This is a genomic window from Vogesella alkaliphila (assembly GCF_014652475.1).
Classification (GTDB): domain Bacteria; phylum Pseudomonadota; class Gammaproteobacteria; order Burkholderiales; family Chromobacteriaceae; genus Vogesella; species Vogesella alkaliphila.
The window spans coordinates 242,174-260,604 of record NZ_BMYW01000006.1; the positions used below are offsets into that span (position 1 = coordinate 242,174).

Genomic DNA, 18,431 nt, shown 5'->3' on the forward strand with positions numbered 1-18,431 from the left:
CGCATTCCCGCCCTCCGGAGCCGTCCGATCATGCACACCCGTTTCACCGAGACCTTTGGCGTCCGGCTACCCCTGCTCTGCCCCGGCATGAGCTATATCGCCACCCCGGAGCTGGTTGCCGCCACCAGCAATGCCGGCGGCCTGGGCATCCTCGCCACCGGCCCGCTCACCGCGGAGCAGACGCGCAGCGCCATCCGTCGCATCCGCAGCCTGACCGACAAACCGTTCGGCATCGGCTGCACCCTGATGATGCCCGGCGCCAGGGAAAACGCCGAAGTGGCGCTACAGGAACGGGTGCCGGTGATCAACTTCTCGCTCGGCAAGGGCGACTGGATCGTCAAGCGCGCCCGCGAATATGGCGGCAAGGTCATCGCCACCGTGGTCACCGAGAAGCACGCCATTTCCGCGGAAAAGATCGGCGTCGACGCCCTGCTGGTCACCGGTCACGAGGCGGCCGCCCACGGCGGCGAAGTCACCTCGCTGGTCCTGATCCCGGCCATCCGCAAGGTCTGCTCGCTGCCCATCATCGCCGCCGGCGGTTTCGGCACAGGGCAGGGACTGGTTGCAGCGCTGGCGCTGGGCGCCGACGCCATCGCCATGGGCAGCCGCCTCGCCCTGACCCGGGAAAGCCCGGTACACCGCACCACCAAGGAGATGATTCGCCAGCGCGGCGTCGGCGACACCATTTACTCGCGCAATTTCGACGGCTTGTGGTGCCGGGTGATGGATACCCCGACCGCGCGCAAGCTGACCCGCAAACCGCTGAGCCTGCTGACGGCCGGCTGGCGCGCCCTGGGCATGGCGCGCCGCATGAAACTACCGCTCGGCAAGACGGTGCTGGGCGGCATGCTGACGCAGCCGCAGAACCTGCGCCAGCTGGCGCAATTCGGCGCCGCCACCGAATCAATCCGGCTGGCGATCGAGGACGGCGACCATCAGCGCGGAGTACAGCTGATCGGCCAGGTGCAGGGCCTGCTCGACGACATCCCCACCGTCAGCGAACTGTTCCAACGCCTGCTGAGCGAAGCACGCGCCACGCGCGACAAGCTGCCCGCCTGAGCACCACCCGGGCGCAGCCGCCGCTGCGCCCGCCACCTCCTCTCCGCCAGACACCTCCCGCTTGCCGACAAGGTCCAGAATCGTTATCATTTGATAATGATTCCTGTTTAATAAAAAACACCAGGCGTCGATTATTGCGTCGAGCAGATAGCCGGGCACAGCTCCGCACGCACGTTGGCCGCAAGTCGCAAGCCTCCGAAGCCTGCCCGCAAGCCAGCCCGACGCCCCGCCTAGCTTGCTGGCAGACACGCAGACTGCTGCGCGAGCAACACAACATCCGACCACCCCGGCCCGGCAACCAAGCAGGAGCAGCCCATGCCAGATCTCGCCTACCAGATTGAGCGCCTACACATCCGCCGCGGCAACGACAGCCTGCTCGATTGCCGGCAACTGCACATCCCGGCCCATCGCGTCACCGCCGTCACTGCCGCCCACGCCCCGGAACACAGCCTGCTGCTGCAGGCACTGGCCGGCGCGCACGGCCCGCAACAGGGCAGCCTGTTTGGCCAGCCGCTACCGCAAGCGGGCGACCACGACGTCCGCCTTGCCGGGCTGGCGCCAGCCGCCACCAATCCGCGACGACGGCTGCGTGATTATGTGCTGCAAGGCCGCCTGCCGGCCTCGCGCTGGCTGTCGCGGCCGTCGGCGCTGGATCGTGATGCCGTCACCCTGGCCCTGCGGCTGGTGACGCTGGAAACGCAAGCCGGGCAACGACTGGCCAGCCTGAGCGCCAGCGAACAGCAGTTGGCGCGCATCGCCCGCAGCCTGGCGCAGCCGGCGCCGGTATTACTGCTTGATCAATGGGCTGCGCATCTCTGCGCGCAGCAACAAGCACTGCTGATGCAGCGGCTGGCGCGACTGGCGCCCACCGGGCGCACCATCGTGTGCACCCTGCCCGCACACAGCCCTGCCGCCAGTCATGCACAGTGGCTGGTCCTGCTGGCCGGCGGTCGACTGCTGGCACAAGGCAGCCCGGCGCAGCTGCAGCCGGCCGCAAACGGACTCCAGCCGCACCATTCGTCGCCCGCCGCGCCCCTGCTGCCAAGGCTCGCCGCCTGAAATGCGCGCCCCGGTTTCACCAAACGCAGCAAGGGCATAGAATCGCCCCATCCGTTTCCAGCCCACCCGCCATGACACTCCACTTACCCGCCGTTGCCGACCCGACCCTGCCTACTCGCTGGTGCCTGTTTGACGGCCAGCAGGTCTGGCTCGACGCCGGCGCCTTCCCCGTGCAACGCCCGGCACACAGCAGCAATCCGTACTTCATCGGCCACAACGGCCAGTTCAACCTGTTCAGCGCCGAGCTGATCGGCGCGGCACCGCCACAGTGGCAGGCGCACACCCTGCGCCAGGCGCTGCAGGGCCTAGCCGCCGACGCGGTGCCGCTGCTGGCCCGGGCCGCGCAGTTGCGCCGCTTCGAACACAGTCACCGCTTTTGCGGCGCCTGCGCCCAGCCGCTGCAGGCACACCAGCACGATCACGGCCGCGGTTGCCCGTCCTGCGGCGAGCTGTACTACCCGCGCCTGTCGCCGGCGATGATGGTGGCGGTCACCCGCGGTCGCGAAATCCTGCTCGCCCGCAGCCCGCACTTCAGCCCCGGCCTGTACAGCGCCCTCGCCGGCTTCGTCGAGCCGGGCGAAACGCTGGAAGCCTGCGTCGAACGCGAAACGGCCGAGGAGGTCGGCATCCGCATCCGGCAGCTGCAGTATGTCGGCTCGCAATCCTGGCCCTTCCCGCACTCGCTGATGCTGGCCTTCACCGCCGAATACGCCGGCGGCGAGATCACCCCGCAGCCGGGCGAGATCGAGGCCGCCGACTGGTTCGACATCGACCACCTGCCGCCGACCCCGGCCGGACACTCCATCGCCCACTGGCTGATCAAGCACACCGTCGAGCAGCTGCGCCGCCGCGAACACTGAGCCCGTGCTGCGGCAAGACCACCACATGTTGCGGCCAACCTTGGCCGCAACAACAAGACGGAACGTGACAAAAATGCGGGCCAGCCCGTAAAGTCCTTGCACAAAGTGGCGGTGATTACGATAAAGATTCTAAAGAATCACAATTGCATTTAATATCGACCACACCAAAACGCGGCACACACCGTATGCGCCGCACACCTGACCTCACCTACAAAAAATACTCTGCAAGGACAAAATCATGGGGAAACTAAAACTGGCACAGCGCCTGGCGCTGGGCTTCGGTGCCGTCATCACCCTGCTGGTGCTCGGCTCGGCCTTTACCCTGTTCCGCCTCGGCGGCATCCAGGAGCGGGTATCGGAACTGGTGGAATACCGCATCCCGGTGATCCAGAACTCCCGCTCGCTGAGCGCGGCCCTGCTGTCGGTCACCAACGCGGCGCGCACCATCCTGCTGGAAAGCGATGACAAGCTGGTCGAGGAAAAACTCGACATCCTGAAGAAGTCGGCGGCCAAGGCGCAGCTGGAATTCAAGGAAATGCAGACCCTGGCCAAAGACCCTAAAGAAGTGGAACTGGTCGGCAAGATCGACAAGTCGATGAAGGAATTCAACGCTCTGGTCGACAAGCTGCTGCCGATGATCGTGCGCCAGAAGTGGGACGCCTCGATCATCGTGTCGGAAAAGCTGGAGCCGCAGGAGCGCCTGCTCAGCATGCAGCTGGACAAGCTGATCGCCTACCATACTCAGGTGATGGAAGAGCAGAAAGCGTCCACTACCAGCACCCTGAAGGAAACCATGCTGGCGGCCATCATCGCCATCATCGCCAGCGTCGGCGCCAGCATCATGGTGGCGCTGCTGATCGCCCGCTCGCTGACGCGCCAGATTGGCGGCGAGCCGGACTACGCGGCGGAAGTGATGAAGGAGATCGCGCACGGCAACCTCGGCATCAGCGTTAAGATCGGCAAGGGCGACAACAGCTCGCTGCTGTACAACCTGTCGCGCATGACCAGCGAACTGAACGACGCCCTGCGTACCGTCGAGCGTAGCGTACAGGAAAGCAGCGCCGCCTCGGACGAACTGCGCAACACCATGCAGCGCCTGGTCAGCCGTTCCGAAGAGCAGAACCGCGCCGCCGACGAGATGGCCAGCGTGATCCAGCAGATGGCCGTCGGCGTGCAGGAACTGCACCACAGCGCCGGCAGCGCCGAAAGCGCGGCCCGCACCGCCAGCGGCGATGCCCGCCAGGGCGTGGAAGTGATCCAGGGCGCGGTCCGCGAAATGGACGCCATCAGCACTCTGATCAAGACCACCGCCGGCAGCATTCACGAGCTGGGCCGCCAGTCGCAGACCATCGACAACATCGTGTCGGTGATCCGCGACGTCGCCGACCAGACCAACCTGCTGGCGCTGAACGCCGCCATCGAGGCCGCCCGTGCCGGCGAACAGGGCCGCGGCTTCGCCGTGGTCGCCGACGAGGTGCGCAAGCTGGCCGAGCGCACCACCAAGGCCACCGGCGAAATCGCCGAGATGATCGGCGCCATCCGCATCAGCTCGCAACAGGCGGTGGAAGCGATGAACCAGTCGGTAGAGCGCGCCCATACCAGCGCGGCACAGGGCCAGCGCGCCGGCGAATCGATCGTCGCGATCCAGAGCGGCACCGAGACAGTCGGCCAGAGCGTGCTGTCGATCGCCAGCTCGCTGTCCGACCAGGCCCGCTCCGGCGAGCAGGTATCGCGCGAAGTGCAGCGTATCACCGCCATCGCCCAGCGCAACCGCGAGGCAGCCGACGAGGCCGTCTCCGCCGCCGCACGCATGAGCGAGCTGACCGAGGAGATCCGGCAGAGCTTCAGCCGCTTCCACACCGCCTGAGGTTGGCCGCAAGGCACGCACCAACCCCAAGGAAAGCCGCTGCCAAGCGGCTTTCCTGTCTGCGGCGACGAACGAGGGATCACGACACCGAGAGGGCAAGCGGCCGCCACGCTGCGGCCAAGCGTTCACGACCACACCGCAGAAAGGATGCAGCAATGAATACATGGCGCAACCGTTTCGTGGCCCTGGCCCTGCTGGGCAGCACCGCGCATGCCGCGGCGGCCGACGACGTGATCCTGACCGTGACCCGTGGCACCACGCAGCACCACTTCACCCTGCAACAGCTTGCCGCGCTGCCGCAAGCCAGCATCACCACCGCCACGCCGTGGACCCAGGGCAAGCACCGTTACCGCGGCGTCGCCATCGGCACCCTGCTGCAGCGCTTGAACATGTCCCCGCCGGCGCTCAAGGTCCACGCGCTGAATGACTTCTGGGCCAGGGTCCCCACCGCCGTGGCACTGCAATACCGGGCGATCCTCGCCACCCACGTCGATGACCAGCCGATGAGCCGTCGCAACAAGGGCCCGCTGTGGATCATCCTGCCGTTGAGCGAACACCCCGAGCTCAACCAGGAGAAGTACCACAACTACATGGTGTGGCAAGCCAGAACCATAGAAGTCGAATGAATCATGGGCAAAGTCCGCTTCCTCCTCTTCGCCGCAGTCATGTGCACCTTCCTCGCGGTGACAGCCTGGTCGACGTGGAACTATGAGCGCACCTTCCGCACCGTCACCACCAACACCCAGACCTCGGCCTGGGCGCTGGCGCAGCTAGAAATCGACGTCTACCGCCTGCAGGAAACGCTGACGCTCTATCAGGTCGGCCGCGCCGACAACAAACAGCTCAGCCTCAGCTACGACATCGCCTGGAACCGCATGGACGTGTTCCTGACCGGCGAGGCGACCCGGGAAATCCGCCAGCGCTTTGCCGCCGAGACCCTGGTGCGCCGCATTCTCGGCGTGCTGCAACGCCACGAGCGCACCGTCTCCTCCCCCACCCCGGGCGACCCGACACTGGCGCAGATGAGCCAGGAGCTGGACGAGCTGACTCCGCGGCTGCGCGACATCATGGTGCAGAACTTCACCGGCCCCAATGCGCTGCAGGAAACCCGGCTGCTGGACGAAGCCAGGATGCGCAACTTTGCCGCCATCGGCATCCTGCTGCTGTTCAGCCTCATCATGCTGGCGCTGCTGTTCCGCGAATCGAAAAAACAGCACTTCCTGGCCTGGAACGACGTGCTGACGCAGCTGCCCAATCGCGCCGCCTTCATGAACAGGCTGGCGCAACTGACCGCGATACCGGACGCACAGGTGGTGCTGTGCCTAGTCGACCTCAGCCGCTTCAAGGAGGTCAACGACAGCCTCGGCCACGCCGCCGGCGACCAGCTGCTGGCGCAGATCGCCGGACTGCTGCTACAGCACCGCAACGAGGAGGTCTACCTGGCGCGCATCGGCAGCGACGAATTTGCGCTGGTGATGTTCGGCAACATGTCCGGCTACAGCTGGTTCGCCTACTCCCGCAAGATCTACAACCAGCTCGAACGGCTGCTGCACAGCGAAGACCCGGCCCACCGCGTGAAACTGAACATGGGCATCAGCCAGTACCCGCAGCACGCCCGCTCGGTGGAGGAGATGGTGCTGTTTGCCGATCTGGCACTGCTGAGCGCCAAGCAGGACAAGCAGCTGCACTACCAGGTGTTCAACCGCTTCATGCTCGACCAGTACCAGCGCAAGCGGCTGCTGGCCGGCCACCTGCAGCAGCTGCTGGCCGAACCGCACAACACCGAGCTCTACCTGTGCTACCAGCCCATCATCAACATCAGCCAGCCGCAGCAATTGGGGGTGGAGCTGCTGATCCGCTGGAACCACCCCAAGCTGAATTTCATCAACCCGCCGGACATCGTCCAGATCGCCGAGGAAAACGGGCTGGGCGAAAAGCTGGGCGAGTGGCTGTTCCGCCGCATGCGCCACGACATCGCCCGCTTTCCGGCCGACACCCTGTGCCACGTCCACTTCTCGATCAACCTCAGCAGCTCGATCTTCAACCAGAACCTGGTCAACCGCGTCAGCGACTGGCTGGAGGGCGGGCCGCTGCCCGCCAGCCAGCTGATCCTGGAGCTGACGGAAAACATCGCGCTGGAAGACGTGCAGCTCAGCCGCAAGATCTTTACCCAGCTGAAGGAGAAGCAGATCCGCATCGCGCTGGACGATTTCGGCACCGGCTGGTCGTCGTTTTCCTATCTGAAGGATCTCAGTTTCGACAAGCTCAAGATCGACAAGTCCTTCATCAGGCATCTGGACCGGGACAAGCGGCTGCCGCTGTTCGTGCAGGCGATCACCGACCTGTCGCACCAGCTGGGTATTTCCGTGGTCGCCGAAGGGGTGGAGACCGAAAGCGAGCTGCGCAAGATCCTCGAAATCGGCGCCAACGAGATCCAGGGCTACTACTACTCGCGGCCGCTCGGCGCGGACGCCTTCCTCGACTACGCCCGGCACTACCTCGCCGCCAGCGCACACGAAACCAGGACCGACCCCGCCTGACGCACGGCCGCAGCCATGAAAAAACCCGCCGGTTGGCGGGTTTCTTCATGCCTTGCGAATCCAGGCTCAGACGCTGGCCGGCACCGCGGCCAGCACCGCCTGCAGCAATTGCCACGCCTTGCCGACCGAGGCCACCTCCACCCGCTCGCCCGGCGCATGCGCGCCGCGGATATTGGGGCCGAACGACACCATGTCCATCTGCGGATACTTGGCGCCGATGATGCCGCACTCCAGCCCGGCGTGAATCACCTGCACGCCGGAATCGGCGCCGAACTGCTGGCGATACACTTGCTGGAACAACGCCAGCAGCGGCGAAGCCGGATTCGGCGCCCAGCCCGGGTAGCCGCCCTCGGTGTCCACCTCGAAACCGGCCAGCCGGAACAGGCCGACGATCTCGCCGGCCAGATTCCGGAAGCCGCTGTCCAGCAGCGAGCGCACCATCAGGTTGGTGAACACCTTGCCGTCGGCAATGCTGACCACCCCCAGGTTGTTGGACGTCTCCACCACGCCGGCCACGCGCTGGCTCATGCGCTTCACGCCGTGCGGCGCCGCGTGCAGCGCGCTGAAGATCGCCTGCTGGTCGGCCGGTGCCAGCACCTCGCCGGCGCTGGCAAGGTTGGCCGCAATGCTCACGCCTTCGTCGACGCCGGCCAGCTCGAAGCGCATCAGTGCCTGGAATGCATCCAGATACGCCGCCAGCTTGTCGCCGTCGGCGGCCGGATAGGCGACCACGGCAAAGGCCTCGCGCGCCAGTGCATTGCGTGCGGTGCCGCCACTGAACGTGGCCACGCGCAGGTCGGTGACCGCCTCCAGCTCGCGCAGCAGGCGGATCAGCACCTTGTTGGCATTGCCGCGACCGAGGTGGATGTCGGCGCCGGAGTGGCCGCCGACCAGCCCGGCCACCGTCAGCTGGCGCACCTCGAAACCCGCCGGCAGCGGCTGCGGCTGGTAGCTGCGCCGTGCGTTGACATCGATGCCGCCGGCACAGCCCATGTAGAACTCGCCCCACTCCTCGGTATCGATATTGATCAGCATCCGCCCCTGCAACAGCCCCGGCTCCAGCCCCAGCGCACCGCCCATGCCGGCCTCTTCGTCCAGCGTCATCAGCACTTCCACCGGGCCGTGCGCAATGTCGTCGCTGGCCAGCACCGCCAGCCCCAGCGCCACGCCGATGCCGTTGTCGGCGCCCAGCGTGGTGTTCTCGGCGATCAGCCAGCCGTCCTTCAGCACCGGACGGATCGGGTCGTTGAAGAAGTCGTGCACGGTACCGGTATTGGCCTGGCACACCATGTCGAGGTGGCCCTGCAGCACCACGCCGACACGGTCCTCCATGCCCGGGGTCGCCGCCTTGCGCACGATCAGGTTGCCGGCCGCATCGACCACCGTCTCCAGTCCGCGCAGTTCCGCCCAGCCTTTCAGATAGTCGCGCAGCGCCGCTTCATGCTTGGAAGGGCGAGGAATGTCACACAGGGTCTGAAAGTGTTCCCACACGATGGTGGGTTCGAGGGCTGCAATATTCACCACAACAAGGCGCTCCTTTATTCCGCCGGCGGAGACAGTTCATGCCAATAATTCCGCCAAAATAATCACAGGGTGACTCGTGATCACCCTTTTTGTAGACGATCCACTTTACCACGCCCCCCGGCGGGGCGTCCTGAATGCAAGCGTTTCGCGTTAGCGGCGGCGGCAGCCGGCCAGCCGCCAAAACGCGAGTGATTGATTACAATCACGAATCCGCTTGGCACAAAAACAACGCCCACGCCGCCATAGTCACAATTTATGCCATAGCGCTGCCATGCAGCCCCCCGCCATCCGCGCCGGCAGGATGACGGTTTGCGGCCAACCTTGTTGCAGCGTAATTTTATTACCGCTGTAGCCACTTAATTACAACGCCATTCCGTACCATAATTACAGACACTCAATCACGGAGAGCAACCCCATGACCCGCCGCACCAAGATTGTCGCCACCCTCGGCCCCGCCTCCAGCGATCCGGCAACCCTGGAACGCCTGCTGCAGGCCGGCGTCAACGTCGTCCGCCTCAACTTCTCGCACGGTAGCGCGCAGGATCACATCGACCGTGCCGCGCTGGTGCGCGCTACCGCCGAGCGGCTGGGCGTGCCGGTGGCGATCATGGTCGACCTGCAGGGCCCGAAAATCCGCGTCGGCAAGTTTGCCAACGGCAAGACCACGCTCGCCAACGGCCAGCCCTTCATCCTCGACGCCGACTGCGAGCTGGGCGACGACGGCCGCGTCGGCCTCGACTACAAGGAGCTGCCCAACGACGTCGCCAGCGGCGTGGTGCTGCTGCTCGACGACGGCCGCATCGTGCTGACCGTGGAAAAGGTCGTCAGCAACCAGATCCACACCCGTGTCAAGGTCGGTGGCGTGCTGTCCAACAACAAGGGCATCAACCGCCAGGGCGGCGGCCTGACCGCGCCGGCGCTGACCGCCAAGGACATCGACGACATCAAGACCGCGGCGCAGCTGGAAGCCGACTACGTGGCGGTGTCGTTCCCGAAAAGCAGCGCCGACCTGTACATGGCACGCACGCTGGTGCACGCCTCCGGCAGCCAGGCGCGCATCATCGCCAAGATCGAGCGCTGCGAGGCGATCGCCAACCTCGACGACCTGATCGACTCCGCCGACGGCATCATGGTCGCGCGCGGCGACCTGGCGGTGGAAGTCGGCGACGCCGCGGTGCCGGCGCTGCAGAAGCGCATGATCCGCCTCGCCCGCGAACGCAACAAGCTGACCATCACCGCCACCCAGATGATGGAATCGATGATCAGCAGCCCGGTGCCGACCCGCGCCGAGGTCTCCGACGTCGCCAACGCGGTGCTGGACGGCACCGACGCGGTGATGCTGTCGGCGGAAACCGCCGCCGGCCAGTATCCGGTGGAGACGGTGGAGTCGATGTCGCGCGTCTGCCTGGAAGCGGAAACCTCGTCCGACTACCAGCTGGAGCGCGCCTTCCTCAACCGCGAGTTCAGCCGCGTCGACCAGTCCATCGCCATGGCCGCGCTGTTCACCGCCAACCACCTGCCGGTGCGCGCGCTGGTGGCGCTGACCCAGACCGGCTCCACCGCGCTGTGGATGAGCCGCGTCAACTGCGGCGTGCCGATCTACGCGCTGACACCGGAGGTGAGCACCTACCGCCGCCTGGCGCTGTACCGCGACGTGTTTCCGATGCTGCTGCCCACCGCCGCCGACTCGAAAAAGCTGCTCGCCGCCGCCGAGCGCAAGCTGATCGAACAGGGCCGCGTCGATCAGGGCGACATCCTGGTGGTCACCGTCGGGGACAGTGTCGGCCTGATGGGCAGCACCAACACCCTGAAGATCATCAAGGCCGGCGACGGCCGCTAAACCGTCACGGGCCGGCGCGACGCCGGTCCGCCCCCCCCTTCCCCCCTTGCGGCCAAGGTTGGCCGCAAGCCGCCGGCCTTTGCCCCCGCCCGCACAACGCCAAAGCACTGATCCGCAACAGCTTCCGCCAAAAAACCACAGCCAGCCCGGACGCCAGCACAATTCCCTTGCCTTGTTTTTTGAATTCGTACACAATCAAAAACAAGGAGGAAACAGCATGTCATCGCAAGGAGGAAAGCGCGAAGGCGCCGGTCGCAAATCCCGCTTCGGCGGTGACAAGACCGTTGCCATGCGCGTACCGGAGCCGCTGAAACCGGTACTGGAAAACTGGCTGGACGAATACCGCAGCCTGCGCAGCATCAACCACAGCAGCATCGGCGACATCGCCCTGCTCGGCGAGGCGCTGAAAAACCTGTCGCTGCCGCTGTTTGCCAGCCGCGTGCCGGCCGGCTCGCCGGTCGCCGCCGACGACCTGAAAGAGGCCGACATCGACCTCAACCAGCACCTGGTGCGCAAGCCGGCGTCGACCTTTCTCGTCACCGTCAAGGGCGACTCGATGATCAACGCCGGCATCCACGACGGCGACATGCTGGTGGTCGACCGCTCGCTGGAGCCGCGCAACGGCAAGGTGGTGGTGGCGGTAATCAACGACGAGCTGACGGTGAAACGGCTGGAGCGCTCCGCCGGGCGGGTGCGTCTGCTGCCGGAAAACCCGGCGTTCAAGCCGATCGAAGTCCCCGAGGACGCCAGTTTCTTTATCTGGGGTGTGGTGACCAGCGTCATTCACGCCGTGGACTGACCGCAAGGAGCAAGCCATGAACCGTTACAACGACCCGATCAAGATGATGTTCCGTGACTGGAAACGCCTGCCGCGCGCGTTTCGTGCCGTGGTCGAAGGCCAGCCGCAGGTGCTGCTGACCCGCATCGGCCACAGCTACTTCGTACCGGTGGAGTTCGTCGGCTGAGCTCCCGCTGCCGGCATCCCCGCCCCATCAGGCATGCGGCCAACCTTGATCCCCAAGGTTGGCCGCAATCACATCCGCCACATCACATCACATCACATCACATCACATCACATCACATCACATCACATCACATCACATCACATCACATCACATCCAGCCACGCCCGCCACCTCGGCGCGAGCCAAACTCCGCTCAGCCGAAGCGGCGCATCGCATCCAGCGCCAGCCCGCTGCCGATGCTGCCATAACGGTCGCCCTCGACCTTGGCCGCCTGCGGCAACAGCGCCGCCACCCGCTCGCGCAGCAGGGGCACCGCGCTGGCACCGCCGGTAAAGAACACGGTATCGATCTGCGCGGCGGCGATGCCGGCATCCTGCAGCAGGCGGTCGATGGTCTGCGTCACGCTGTCGATCTGGCGCGCTATCGCCTCGTCGAACTGGCTGCGTGTCAGCTGGTGCGTGAGACCGTCGGCGATCTCGTCCAGCGCCAGCAGGTGTGCCTCGCTGTCGGACAGCGCAATCTTTGCCGCCTCCACTTGGATCGCCAGCCAGTGGCCGGCGCGCTTGTTGATCACCGAAAACAGGCGGTCCAGCTTGTCGCGTTCCAGCGCGTCGACGTACACCCCCTGCAGGTCGGCCAGCATCTTGCGGGTGTAGGCAAAGTTGATGGTGTGCCAGGTGGCGAGGTTGAAGTAGTAGCCGGACGGCACCTCGGCATTGTTCTTCAGCCGCGTGCGGTAGCCCAGCAGCGGCATCACGCTGTGCAGGCTCAGCTGCTTGTCGAAGTCGGTGCCGCCGATATGCACGCCGCCGTTGGCGAGGATGTCGTCACGGCGATCCAGCAGGTGGCGGCGCTGCGGCGACAGCCGTACCAGCGAAAAGTCCGAGGTACCACCGCCGATATCGACGATCAGCACCAGCTCTTCGCGCTCGATGCGGCTTTCGTAGTCGAAGGCCGCGGCAATCGGCTCGAACTGGAAGGCGACCTCCTGAAAGCCGGCGCGGCGCGCGACATCGGCCAGCGTGTCCTGTGCCAGCTGGTCGGCGACCGGGTCGTCGTCGATGAAAAACACCGGCCGGCCGAACACGGCGCGGCTGAACGCCTGCCCCGCCTGCTGCTCGGCACGCTGCTTGAGGGTGCCGATGAAGGAGGACAGCAAGTCGATGAAACGCAGCGCGCGGCCATTGACCTCGGTCTGGCCGTTCATCAGGCTGGTGCCGAGCAGGCTCTTCAGCGAGCGCATCAGCCGCCCCTCGTAGCCGTCCAGGTATTCGCCGATCGCGGCGCGGCCAAAGGCAGTGCTCTCCTCCTCGGCATTGAAGAACACCACCGACGGCAGGGTCGCCTTGTCGTCTTCCAGCATCAGCAACTGGCTCTGCCCGGCGCGGAAACAGGCGACCGTGGAGTTGGAGGTGCCAAAATCGACACCGCATGCCGGAATAACCATCGTGCAACCCGTTCATTCAATAAGGAGGGGGCAGGATTGTAGCAGAAGCGCCGCCTGCACCCGAGACAAATGCGGGACCACGGCGCGCACCGGACCTGTCCTTGCGGCCAACCTTGACGCGGTTATACCGGCAACAGGCGGCGAACCGCGTCATACGGCGCGCAGCAGGCCGCAATAACCGTCATTCGAAGCGTGCATTCCACTGCGGCGTGCGCTCAACCAGAAAATCGACAAACACCCGCACCGCCGGCACCAGATGACGGCGCCCGGTAAAGGCGAGGTGCAGGATGCCACCCGGCATGGAAAAAGTCGGCAACAGTCGTCGCAACCGGCCGTCGGCCAGCGCCTGCTGGCAGACCAGCATCGGCAACGCCGCCACGCCACAGCCGTCGATCGCCGCCTGCGCCAGCACCACCAGGTTGTCGGTCATCAGCCGCGGCGCGGCCAGCTGCACGCTGTACAGCTGGCCGACCTCGTCGTGCATCGTCCACTCGCCGCGACCGTCCGGCCGCGACATCACCAGTGCCGGCCATGATGCCAGCTCGGACGGATGCTGCGGCAGACCACGCTCGGCCAGCAGCGCCGGGCTGGCCACCAGGAACAATGGCGACTGCCCCAGCGGGCGCGCCACGATGCTGGCACTGTCCTCCAGCCGCGCACGCACCCGCAGCGCGACGTCGATGCCGTCATTGATCAGGTCGACACGACGCCCAGTCACCTCCAGCAGGATGCGCACCTCCGGATACAGCGCCATGAACTCCGGCAGCAAGGGTGCCAGCAGCGACTGCGCCAGCAGGTCCGGGCAACTCACCCGCACCAGGCCGCGCGGCACGTCGGTGGCGCGCGCGATCGCCTCCTGCGCCGCTTCCGCCTCGGCCAGCATCGCCTGGCAGTGACCGAAGTAGGCCTGCCCCACCTCGGTCAGCGCCAGCCGCCGTGTCGTCCGCTGCAGCAACCGCACTCCCAGCTGCGCCTCCAGCTCGGCAACCCGGCGCGACAGCCGCGACTTGGGCACCCCGATCTGCCGCGCCGCCGCCATGAAACCGCCGTGCTCGACCACCTTGGCAAAGAAGTACAGATCGTTCAGGTCATGCATCGCGCACGCTCCATTAGCATTGGCATCAAATTCAGGACAATCATTCCCGATTTTGCAGTCTAGTCCGATATTGTCGCAAAAACTACCATACGCTCCATTGCTACTGCCAACCGGCACTCATCGAAATGGAGCCCACCATGAAAATCCTGCACCTTGATTCCAGCGTTCTCAACGACAACTCGGTTACCCGCCAGCTGACCCGCGCGCTGGTCGACAGCCTGCAAGCGCAACACGGCAGCACCGGCGTGATCTACCACGACCTGGCCAGCAACGAGATTCCGCACCTGTCGGGCGAAATCCTCGGCGCCGCCTTCACCCCGGAAAGCGACTGGAGCGAACTGCAGCGCAGCGAGCGCGCCCGCAGCGAACAGCTGATCGGCGAATTCCTCGGCAGCGAGATCCTGGTCATCGGCGCACCGATGTACAACTTCTCCATCCCGTCGCAGCTGAAAGCCTGGATCGACCGCGTTGCGGTCGCCGGCCGCACCTTCAAGTACACCGACACCGGCCCGGTGGGCCTGGCTGGCGGCAAGACCGTCTACGTGGTCTCCGCCCGCGGCGGCGTCTACAGCAACGAGCAAGGCCAGGCGATGGACTTCCAGGAAGACTACCTGAAGACCGTACTCGGCTTCCTCGGCATCAGCGACGTGCGCTTCATCCGCGCCGAAGCCGTTGCCATGGGCGACGATGCCCGCAGCAATGCCCTGAACGCCGCCAAAGAAGCAATCGCCCAAGCCACGCGCTAAGCAGCCAACGGCGAGTGCTGGTCGTAAAAGCAAAAAGGCAAGCCGGACTGGCTTGCCTTTTTGCATTATTGAAATTCCCGCCACCACTCACCACACCTGCAACCCCAGTACACTGGCAAGTCCCGACAAGCAGATCGTTGGATTACGTCTGGTGCGTGGCGGTGTCACTCACCTCGCCATCAAGATAGCGCCACAAGCCTTGCTCGCGCACGAACCGGCTGCGTTCCTGCATCCGCCCGGCACGACCGTTGATCTTGTAGCGGGCAACAAAGGTGACCACGCCGGTCTGGTCCTGCTCGCCACCGGCCTCCGTCGACAGGATAGTCAGCCCCAGCCACTTGACTGTGGCATCCAGCAACGGCTCGTCCGGCAAGTTTTCCACCGCCCAGGTCTGGCGCAGATACGCCTCATTACCCATCACGAAGGCGCTATAGCGTGACCGCATCAAGGCTTCGGCGTTCGGCACCACCGCACCGTCATGATATGGGCCGCAACAGGCGGCATAGTCCCGACCACTACCACACGGGCACGCCACGACACCGCTTGCTGTTTTTCGCTTCCCCATGTCACTGCCCCAGTGCCGGCATGCTGTACAGCTTGAGCATGAAGCTGGTGAATGCCGGCTGCGCCGGCTTGCTGGCAAGGCGCGGCCAACGTTCCAGCCACATCTGCAGGCGCTGCTGCATCAGCTGCTGTGCCCTGGCACCGTCAATCTGCCCGGCATCGCGGCGCACCGCAATCTGGCGGTAGAGGGTAAACACGTCATCGTCGACCGCATTGCGGCCAACCAGCTGCACGCGCAGCGCCCCCAGCTGATCGGCAACCGCCACCCGGCTCAGTTCGCCTTTGGCGACGCGCGCCGACAGCGCTTGCGCCTCCTCGTACAGCCGCTGCGATGGCGGCACGGCGGCTGGCCGCACTGCGACACCACCGCTTATCCCCGGCAAAGGCGGCAGCACGGCACACGCCGACAGTGCGCCCGAAATAAAAACGACCATGAATATCTGTTTCATGGTCGTCATTGTAACGCTGCGCTCACTCACTTCAAGCAAGGTGCTCAAATAATGGCGTCGACAGGTAACGCTCTCCAAAAGACGGGATCACCACCACGATCAGCTTGCCGGCATTTTCCGGACGCTTGGCCAACTGCAAGGCGGCCCACACGGCGGCACCGGAAGAGATTCCCACCAGCACGCCCTCCTTGGTCGCCACGGCGCGCGCTGTCTCGAAGGCATCGTCGTTCTTGACCCGGATCACCTCGTCGTAGATCTCGGTATTCAGGATGGCCGGCACAAAACCGGCACCGATACCCTGGATCGGATGCGGTCCCTTGGTACCGCCGGACAACACCGGCGACGCGTCCGGCTCGACTGCCACGATCTGCACTCCGGGCTTGCGCGCCTTGAGCACCTCGCCTACCCCGGTAATGGTGCCGCCGGTGCCGACCCCGGCCACGAAAATATCGACCTGGCCATCGGTATCGCGCCAGACCTCTTCGGCAGTGGTCTGACGGTGGATCTCCGGGTTGGCCGGATTCTCGAACTGCTGGGGCAGAAAGTAAGTTTCAGGGTTGGCCGCAACCAGCTCCTTGGCCTTGGCGATGGCACCGCCCATGCCCTCCGGGCCGGGGGTCAGGATCAGTTCCGCACCATAGGCGCGCAGCAGTTGGCGACGCTCGCGGCTCATCGTCTCCGGCATGGTGATTACCAGCTTGTAACCACGCGCCGCGCACACCATGGCCAGCCCGATACCGGTATTACCCGATGTCGGCTCGACAATAATCGTCTCCGGCCCGATCTTGCCGGCACGCTCTGCCGCATCAATCATCGACACTGCGATACGGTCCTTGACGCTGTGCCCCGGATTGAAGAACTCCAGCTTGGCAACCACCGTTGCTCCCACGCCCTCGGTTACCCGATTGAGCCGCACTAGGGGCGTATTGCCAATCAGCTCCGTTACAGAATTCGCAATGTGCATTTTATTCCTCCAGTCCATCTTCCATGGCGATAGATATTGCCATTTATTCTAACCAGCACCACCATCGATGGCTAATACCAATTCTTGCTAAGCATTGATCCGAACGCATGAATTCCCGGCCGGCATGGACGGTTCATTGCCCAGCACCTGGGTCACGGCCGTCAACTGATACCGACCAGCACCTTCTGCCAGGCTCGATGGACCTCGTCATCAAAGGCGACAAACACAATCCTGCGCAGCGACGGCGGAGGAGCCGCCAGATAGGTTTCCACCACATGCCAGGCGATATTGGCCGCGGCCAGCGGCGGAAAATGGTTGGCGCCACAGCTGATGGCAGCAAAGGCGATCGAGCTCACCTGCTTCTCTGCCGCCAGTTGCAGGCTCTTGTAGTAGCAGGACGCCAGCAATTGCGCCTCGTTGTCTTCGCCACCCTTCCACATCGGCCCGACCGCATGGAAAATCCAGCGTGCCGGCAAGGCAAAGCCCGGCGTGACACAGACCTCACCCGCGGCACAAGCTTTCAGCTGCAAGCAGGCCGACAACAGCTCGCCGCCGGCTGCGCGGTGCACTGCCGCGTCCACCCCACCGCTGCCGCGCAACGAAACGTTGGCCGCATTCACGATTGCCGAGACATCCAGCTTCGTAATGTCCCCACGCCAGACCTCGACCCGCACACCGTTACGAACGGTCAGCATTGCCGCACCTCAAACACGCACCGCACAAGAAAAACCCCTCGCATGAGGGGTTGGCAACATCCGGACGTTACGCTTCAGAAACATCGGAAGCCACAGCGTCTACGGCAGGCTGCGGCGCCTCGGTGGCGACTGCAGCGGGTTTCTCCGCTTTCGGCAGGCACATTTTCTCGGCCGCCGCCTTTTCCTCGGCCGAAACCACACCCACCGGCTTCAGCGCGAGGTCGAACCGCTTGCCTCCGCGCGCCAGCGACTTCACGTAACGCTGCTTGCGGCAATGGTTGGCCAGCATGCGCGAAACCAGCTGTGGATCAAACTGCGGCAGCTCCGCAATCAGGGCCTCATGAATCCCCAGCGCCAAGGGACGGAACAGTTTGAACACGTCGTACTTGGCGTAAACATGTGTCGCAATCATTTCTGTCTGGCTTTTCTTGCTGAGACTCTGGACAGCAGACTTGAGCGCCGCACCGAGTGCGGTTTCATTATTGGACTTCATCTGAGGATTCTTCATGGTTAATCTCATGGGGCAACACGGAGCGGTGACAAGTAGTGAACGACCCACTCTGACACGACCCGAAAAAAGACGCCTATCTTAATGCAGAGCCGACCTTGTTGCTACGACTACCGTCATCGACTCGTACTATAGGTCACAAGCCATCGTTTGGCGCTCGCATGCTATGCGTTAGCACAGCCAACCGCCAAGGTTGGCCGCAACGATTGCTGCGGCTCGCGCCACAAAGCACAAAGCCCAGCTTGATTT

The 18,431-nt window shown here is 64.7% G+C and carries 18 protein-coding genes; 10 read left to right on the forward strand and 8 right to left on the reverse strand.

Going from position 1 to position 18,431, the window contains the following annotated elements; all coding sequences use genetic code 11:
• Positions 1-30 precede the first annotated feature (30 nt).
• From IE100_RS11115 to IE100_RS11140, 6 genes are all read left to right on the forward strand, one after another.
• A complete protein-coding gene (locus IE100_RS11115) occupies positions 31-1,059 on the forward strand; it encodes an NAD(P)H-dependent flavin oxidoreductase (protein ID WP_189374184.1) in 1,029 nt (342 codons plus the stop codon).
• A gap of 315 nt (positions 1,060-1,374) precedes the next feature.
• A complete protein-coding gene (locus IE100_RS11120; RefSeq protein ID WP_189374186.1) occupies positions 1,375-2,118 on the forward strand; it encodes an ATP-binding cassette domain-containing protein in 744 nt (247 codons plus the stop codon).
• Positions 2,119-2,189: 71 nt separating this feature from the next.
• Positions 2,190-2,978, forward strand: coding sequence for an NAD(+) diphosphatase (nudC, locus tag IE100_RS11125; RefSeq protein WP_189374188.1), 789 nt, complete (start codon positions 2,190-2,192; stop codon positions 2,976-2,978).
• Between the two features lie 238 nt (positions 2,979-3,216).
• On the forward strand, positions 3,217-4,845 hold the full coding sequence (locus IE100_RS11130; RefSeq protein ID WP_189374190.1) for a methyl-accepting chemotaxis protein: 1,629 nt from the start codon (positions 3,217-3,219) through the stop codon (positions 4,843-4,845).
• A gap of 155 nt (positions 4,846-5,000) precedes the next feature.
• Positions 5,001-5,471 carry a putative pterin-binding protein gene (locus IE100_RS11135; RefSeq protein WP_189374192.1) on the forward strand — a complete coding sequence of 157 codons (471 nt, stop codon included), beginning with the start codon at positions 5,001-5,003 and terminating at the stop codon, positions 5,469-5,471.
• A 3-nt stretch (positions 5,472-5,474) separates the two neighbouring features.
• Entirely contained in the window at positions 5,475-7,385 is a 1,911-nt protein-coding gene (locus tag IE100_RS11140; RefSeq protein WP_189374194.1) for a putative bifunctional diguanylate cyclase/phosphodiesterase, read from the forward strand.
• 66 nt (positions 7,386-7,451) lie between these two features.
• Here IE100_RS11140 and IE100_RS11145 read toward each other — a convergent pair whose 3' ends face one another.
• The gene (locus IE100_RS11145; RefSeq protein WP_229800346.1) at positions 7,452-8,906 is read right to left on the reverse strand and encodes an aminoacyl-histidine dipeptidase; all 1,455 of its coding nucleotides are present in this window, start codon (positions 8,904-8,906) and stop codon (positions 7,452-7,454) included.
• A 418-nt stretch (positions 8,907-9,324) separates the two neighbouring features.
• Here IE100_RS11145 and pyk point away from each other — a divergent pair, with 418 nt between their 5' ends.
• From pyk to IE100_RS11160, 3 genes are all read left to right on the forward strand, one after another.
• Entirely contained in the window at positions 9,325-10,749 is a 1,425-nt protein-coding gene (gene pyk, locus IE100_RS11150; protein WP_189374198.1) for a pyruvate kinase, read from the forward strand.
• 217 nt (positions 10,750-10,966) lie between these two features.
• Entirely contained in the window at positions 10,967-11,548 is a 582-nt protein-coding gene (locus tag IE100_RS11155; RefSeq protein ID WP_189374200.1) for a LexA family protein, read from the forward strand.
• Between the two features lie 16 nt (positions 11,549-11,564).
• Positions 11,565-11,714: a hypothetical protein gene (locus IE100_RS11160; protein WP_189374202.1), complete on the forward strand. Its 150-nt coding sequence runs from the start codon at positions 11,565-11,567 to the stop codon at positions 11,712-11,714.
• A 192-nt stretch (positions 11,715-11,906) separates the two neighbouring features.
• Here IE100_RS11160 and IE100_RS11165 read toward each other — a convergent pair whose 3' ends face one another.
• Together IE100_RS11165 and IE100_RS11170 are read right to left on the reverse strand one after the other, a co-directional pair.
• Complete coding sequence (locus IE100_RS11165; protein WP_189374204.1) at positions 11,907-13,160, reverse strand: Hsp70 family protein; 1,254 nt, start codon at positions 13,158-13,160, stop codon at positions 11,907-11,909.
• Between the two features lie 181 nt (positions 13,161-13,341).
• The gene (locus tag IE100_RS11170) at positions 13,342-14,256 is read right to left on the reverse strand and encodes a LysR family transcriptional regulator (RefSeq protein ID WP_189374206.1); all 915 of its coding nucleotides are present in this window, start codon (positions 14,254-14,256) and stop codon (positions 13,342-13,344) included.
• 137 nt (positions 14,257-14,393) lie between these two features.
• Here IE100_RS11170 and IE100_RS11175 point away from each other — a divergent pair, with 137 nt between their 5' ends.
• Positions 14,394-15,002, forward strand: coding sequence for an FMN-dependent NADH-azoreductase (locus IE100_RS11175; protein WP_189374207.1), 609 nt, complete (start codon positions 14,394-14,396; stop codon positions 15,000-15,002).
• Between the two features lie 142 nt (positions 15,003-15,144).
• Here IE100_RS11175 and IE100_RS11180 read toward each other — a convergent pair whose 3' ends face one another.
• The 5 genes from IE100_RS11180 to IE100_RS11200 form a co-directional block, all read right to left on the reverse strand.
• On the reverse strand, positions 15,145-15,567 hold the full coding sequence (locus IE100_RS11180; protein WP_189374209.1) for a YchJ family protein: 423 nt from the start codon (positions 15,565-15,567) through the stop codon (positions 15,145-15,147).
• 1 nt (position 15,568) lies between these two features.
• A complete protein-coding gene (locus IE100_RS11185) occupies positions 15,569-16,000 on the reverse strand; it encodes a hypothetical protein (RefSeq protein ID WP_189374211.1) in 432 nt (143 codons plus the stop codon).
• A 46-nt stretch (positions 16,001-16,046) separates the two neighbouring features.
• Positions 16,047-16,979: a cysteine synthase A gene (gene cysK / locus IE100_RS11190; protein ID WP_189374212.1), complete on the reverse strand. Its 933-nt coding sequence runs from the start codon at positions 16,977-16,979 to the stop codon at positions 16,047-16,049.
• 161 nt (positions 16,980-17,140) lie between these two features.
• Positions 17,141-17,674: a macro domain-containing protein gene (locus IE100_RS11195; RefSeq protein WP_189374214.1), complete on the reverse strand. Its 534-nt coding sequence runs from the start codon at positions 17,672-17,674 to the stop codon at positions 17,141-17,143.
• 67 nt (positions 17,675-17,741) lie between these two features.
• A complete protein-coding gene (locus tag IE100_RS11200) occupies positions 17,742-18,167 on the reverse strand; it encodes a ProQ/FINO family protein (RefSeq protein ID WP_189374255.1) in 426 nt (141 codons plus the stop codon).
• Positions 18,168-18,431: the final 264 nt, after the last annotated feature.

What these genes read in the sequence shown, in the direction of transcription:
- IE100_RS11115 (WP_189374184.1), top strand. Translation starts at nt 31, where the DNA reads ATGCACACCCGTTTCACCGAGACCTTTGGCGTCCGGCTACCCCTGCTC.
- IE100_RS11195 (WP_189374214.1), bottom strand. Translation starts at nt 17,674, where the DNA reads ATGCTGACCGTTCGTAACGGTGTGCGGGTCGAGGTCTGGCGTGGGGAC.
- IE100_RS11180 (WP_189374209.1), bottom strand. Translation starts at nt 15,567, where the DNA reads ATGGGGAAGCGAAAAACAGCAAGCGGTGTCGTGGCGTGCCCGTGTGGT.
- nudC (WP_189374188.1), top strand. Translation starts at nt 2,190, where the DNA reads ATGACACTCCACTTACCCGCCGTTGCCGACCCGACCCTGCCTACTCGC.
- IE100_RS11175 (WP_189374207.1), top strand. Translation starts at nt 14,394, where the DNA reads ATGAAAATCCTGCACCTTGATTCCAGCGTTCTCAACGACAACTCGGTT.
- IE100_RS11155 (WP_189374200.1), top strand. Translation starts at nt 10,967, where the DNA reads ATGTCATCGCAAGGAGGAAAGCGCGAAGGCGCCGGTCGCAAATCCCGC.
- IE100_RS11130 (WP_189374190.1), top strand. Translation starts at nt 3,217, where the DNA reads ATGGGGAAACTAAAACTGGCACAGCGCCTGGCGCTGGGCTTCGGTGCC.
- IE100_RS11160 (WP_189374202.1), top strand. Translation starts at nt 11,565, where the DNA reads ATGAACCGTTACAACGACCCGATCAAGATGATGTTCCGTGACTGGAAA.
- IE100_RS11200 (WP_189374255.1), bottom strand. Translation starts at nt 18,167, where the DNA reads ATGAAGTCCAATAATGAAACCGCACTCGGTGCGGCGCTCAAGTCTGCT.
- IE100_RS11170 (WP_189374206.1), bottom strand. Translation starts at nt 14,256, where the DNA reads ATGCATGACCTGAACGATCTGTACTTCTTTGCCAAGGTGGTCGAGCAC.
- IE100_RS11120 (WP_189374186.1), top strand. Translation starts at nt 1,375, where the DNA reads ATGCCAGATCTCGCCTACCAGATTGAGCGCCTACACATCCGCCGCGGC.
- IE100_RS11140 (WP_189374194.1), top strand. Translation starts at nt 5,475, where the DNA reads ATGGGCAAAGTCCGCTTCCTCCTCTTCGCCGCAGTCATGTGCACCTTC.
- IE100_RS11185 (WP_189374211.1), bottom strand. Translation starts at nt 16,000, where the DNA reads ATGGTCGTTTTTATTTCGGGCGCACTGTCGGCGTGTGCCGTGCTGCCG.
- IE100_RS11135 (WP_189374192.1), top strand. Translation starts at nt 5,001, where the DNA reads ATGAATACATGGCGCAACCGTTTCGTGGCCCTGGCCCTGCTGGGCAGC.
- cysK (WP_189374212.1), bottom strand. Translation starts at nt 16,979, where the DNA reads ATGCACATTGCGAATTCTGTAACGGAGCTGATTGGCAATACGCCCCTA.
- pyk (WP_189374198.1), top strand. Translation starts at nt 9,325, where the DNA reads ATGACCCGCCGCACCAAGATTGTCGCCACCCTCGGCCCCGCCTCCAGC.
- IE100_RS11165 (WP_189374204.1), bottom strand. Translation starts at nt 13,160, where the DNA reads ATGGTTATTCCGGCATGCGGTGTCGATTTTGGCACCTCCAACTCCACG.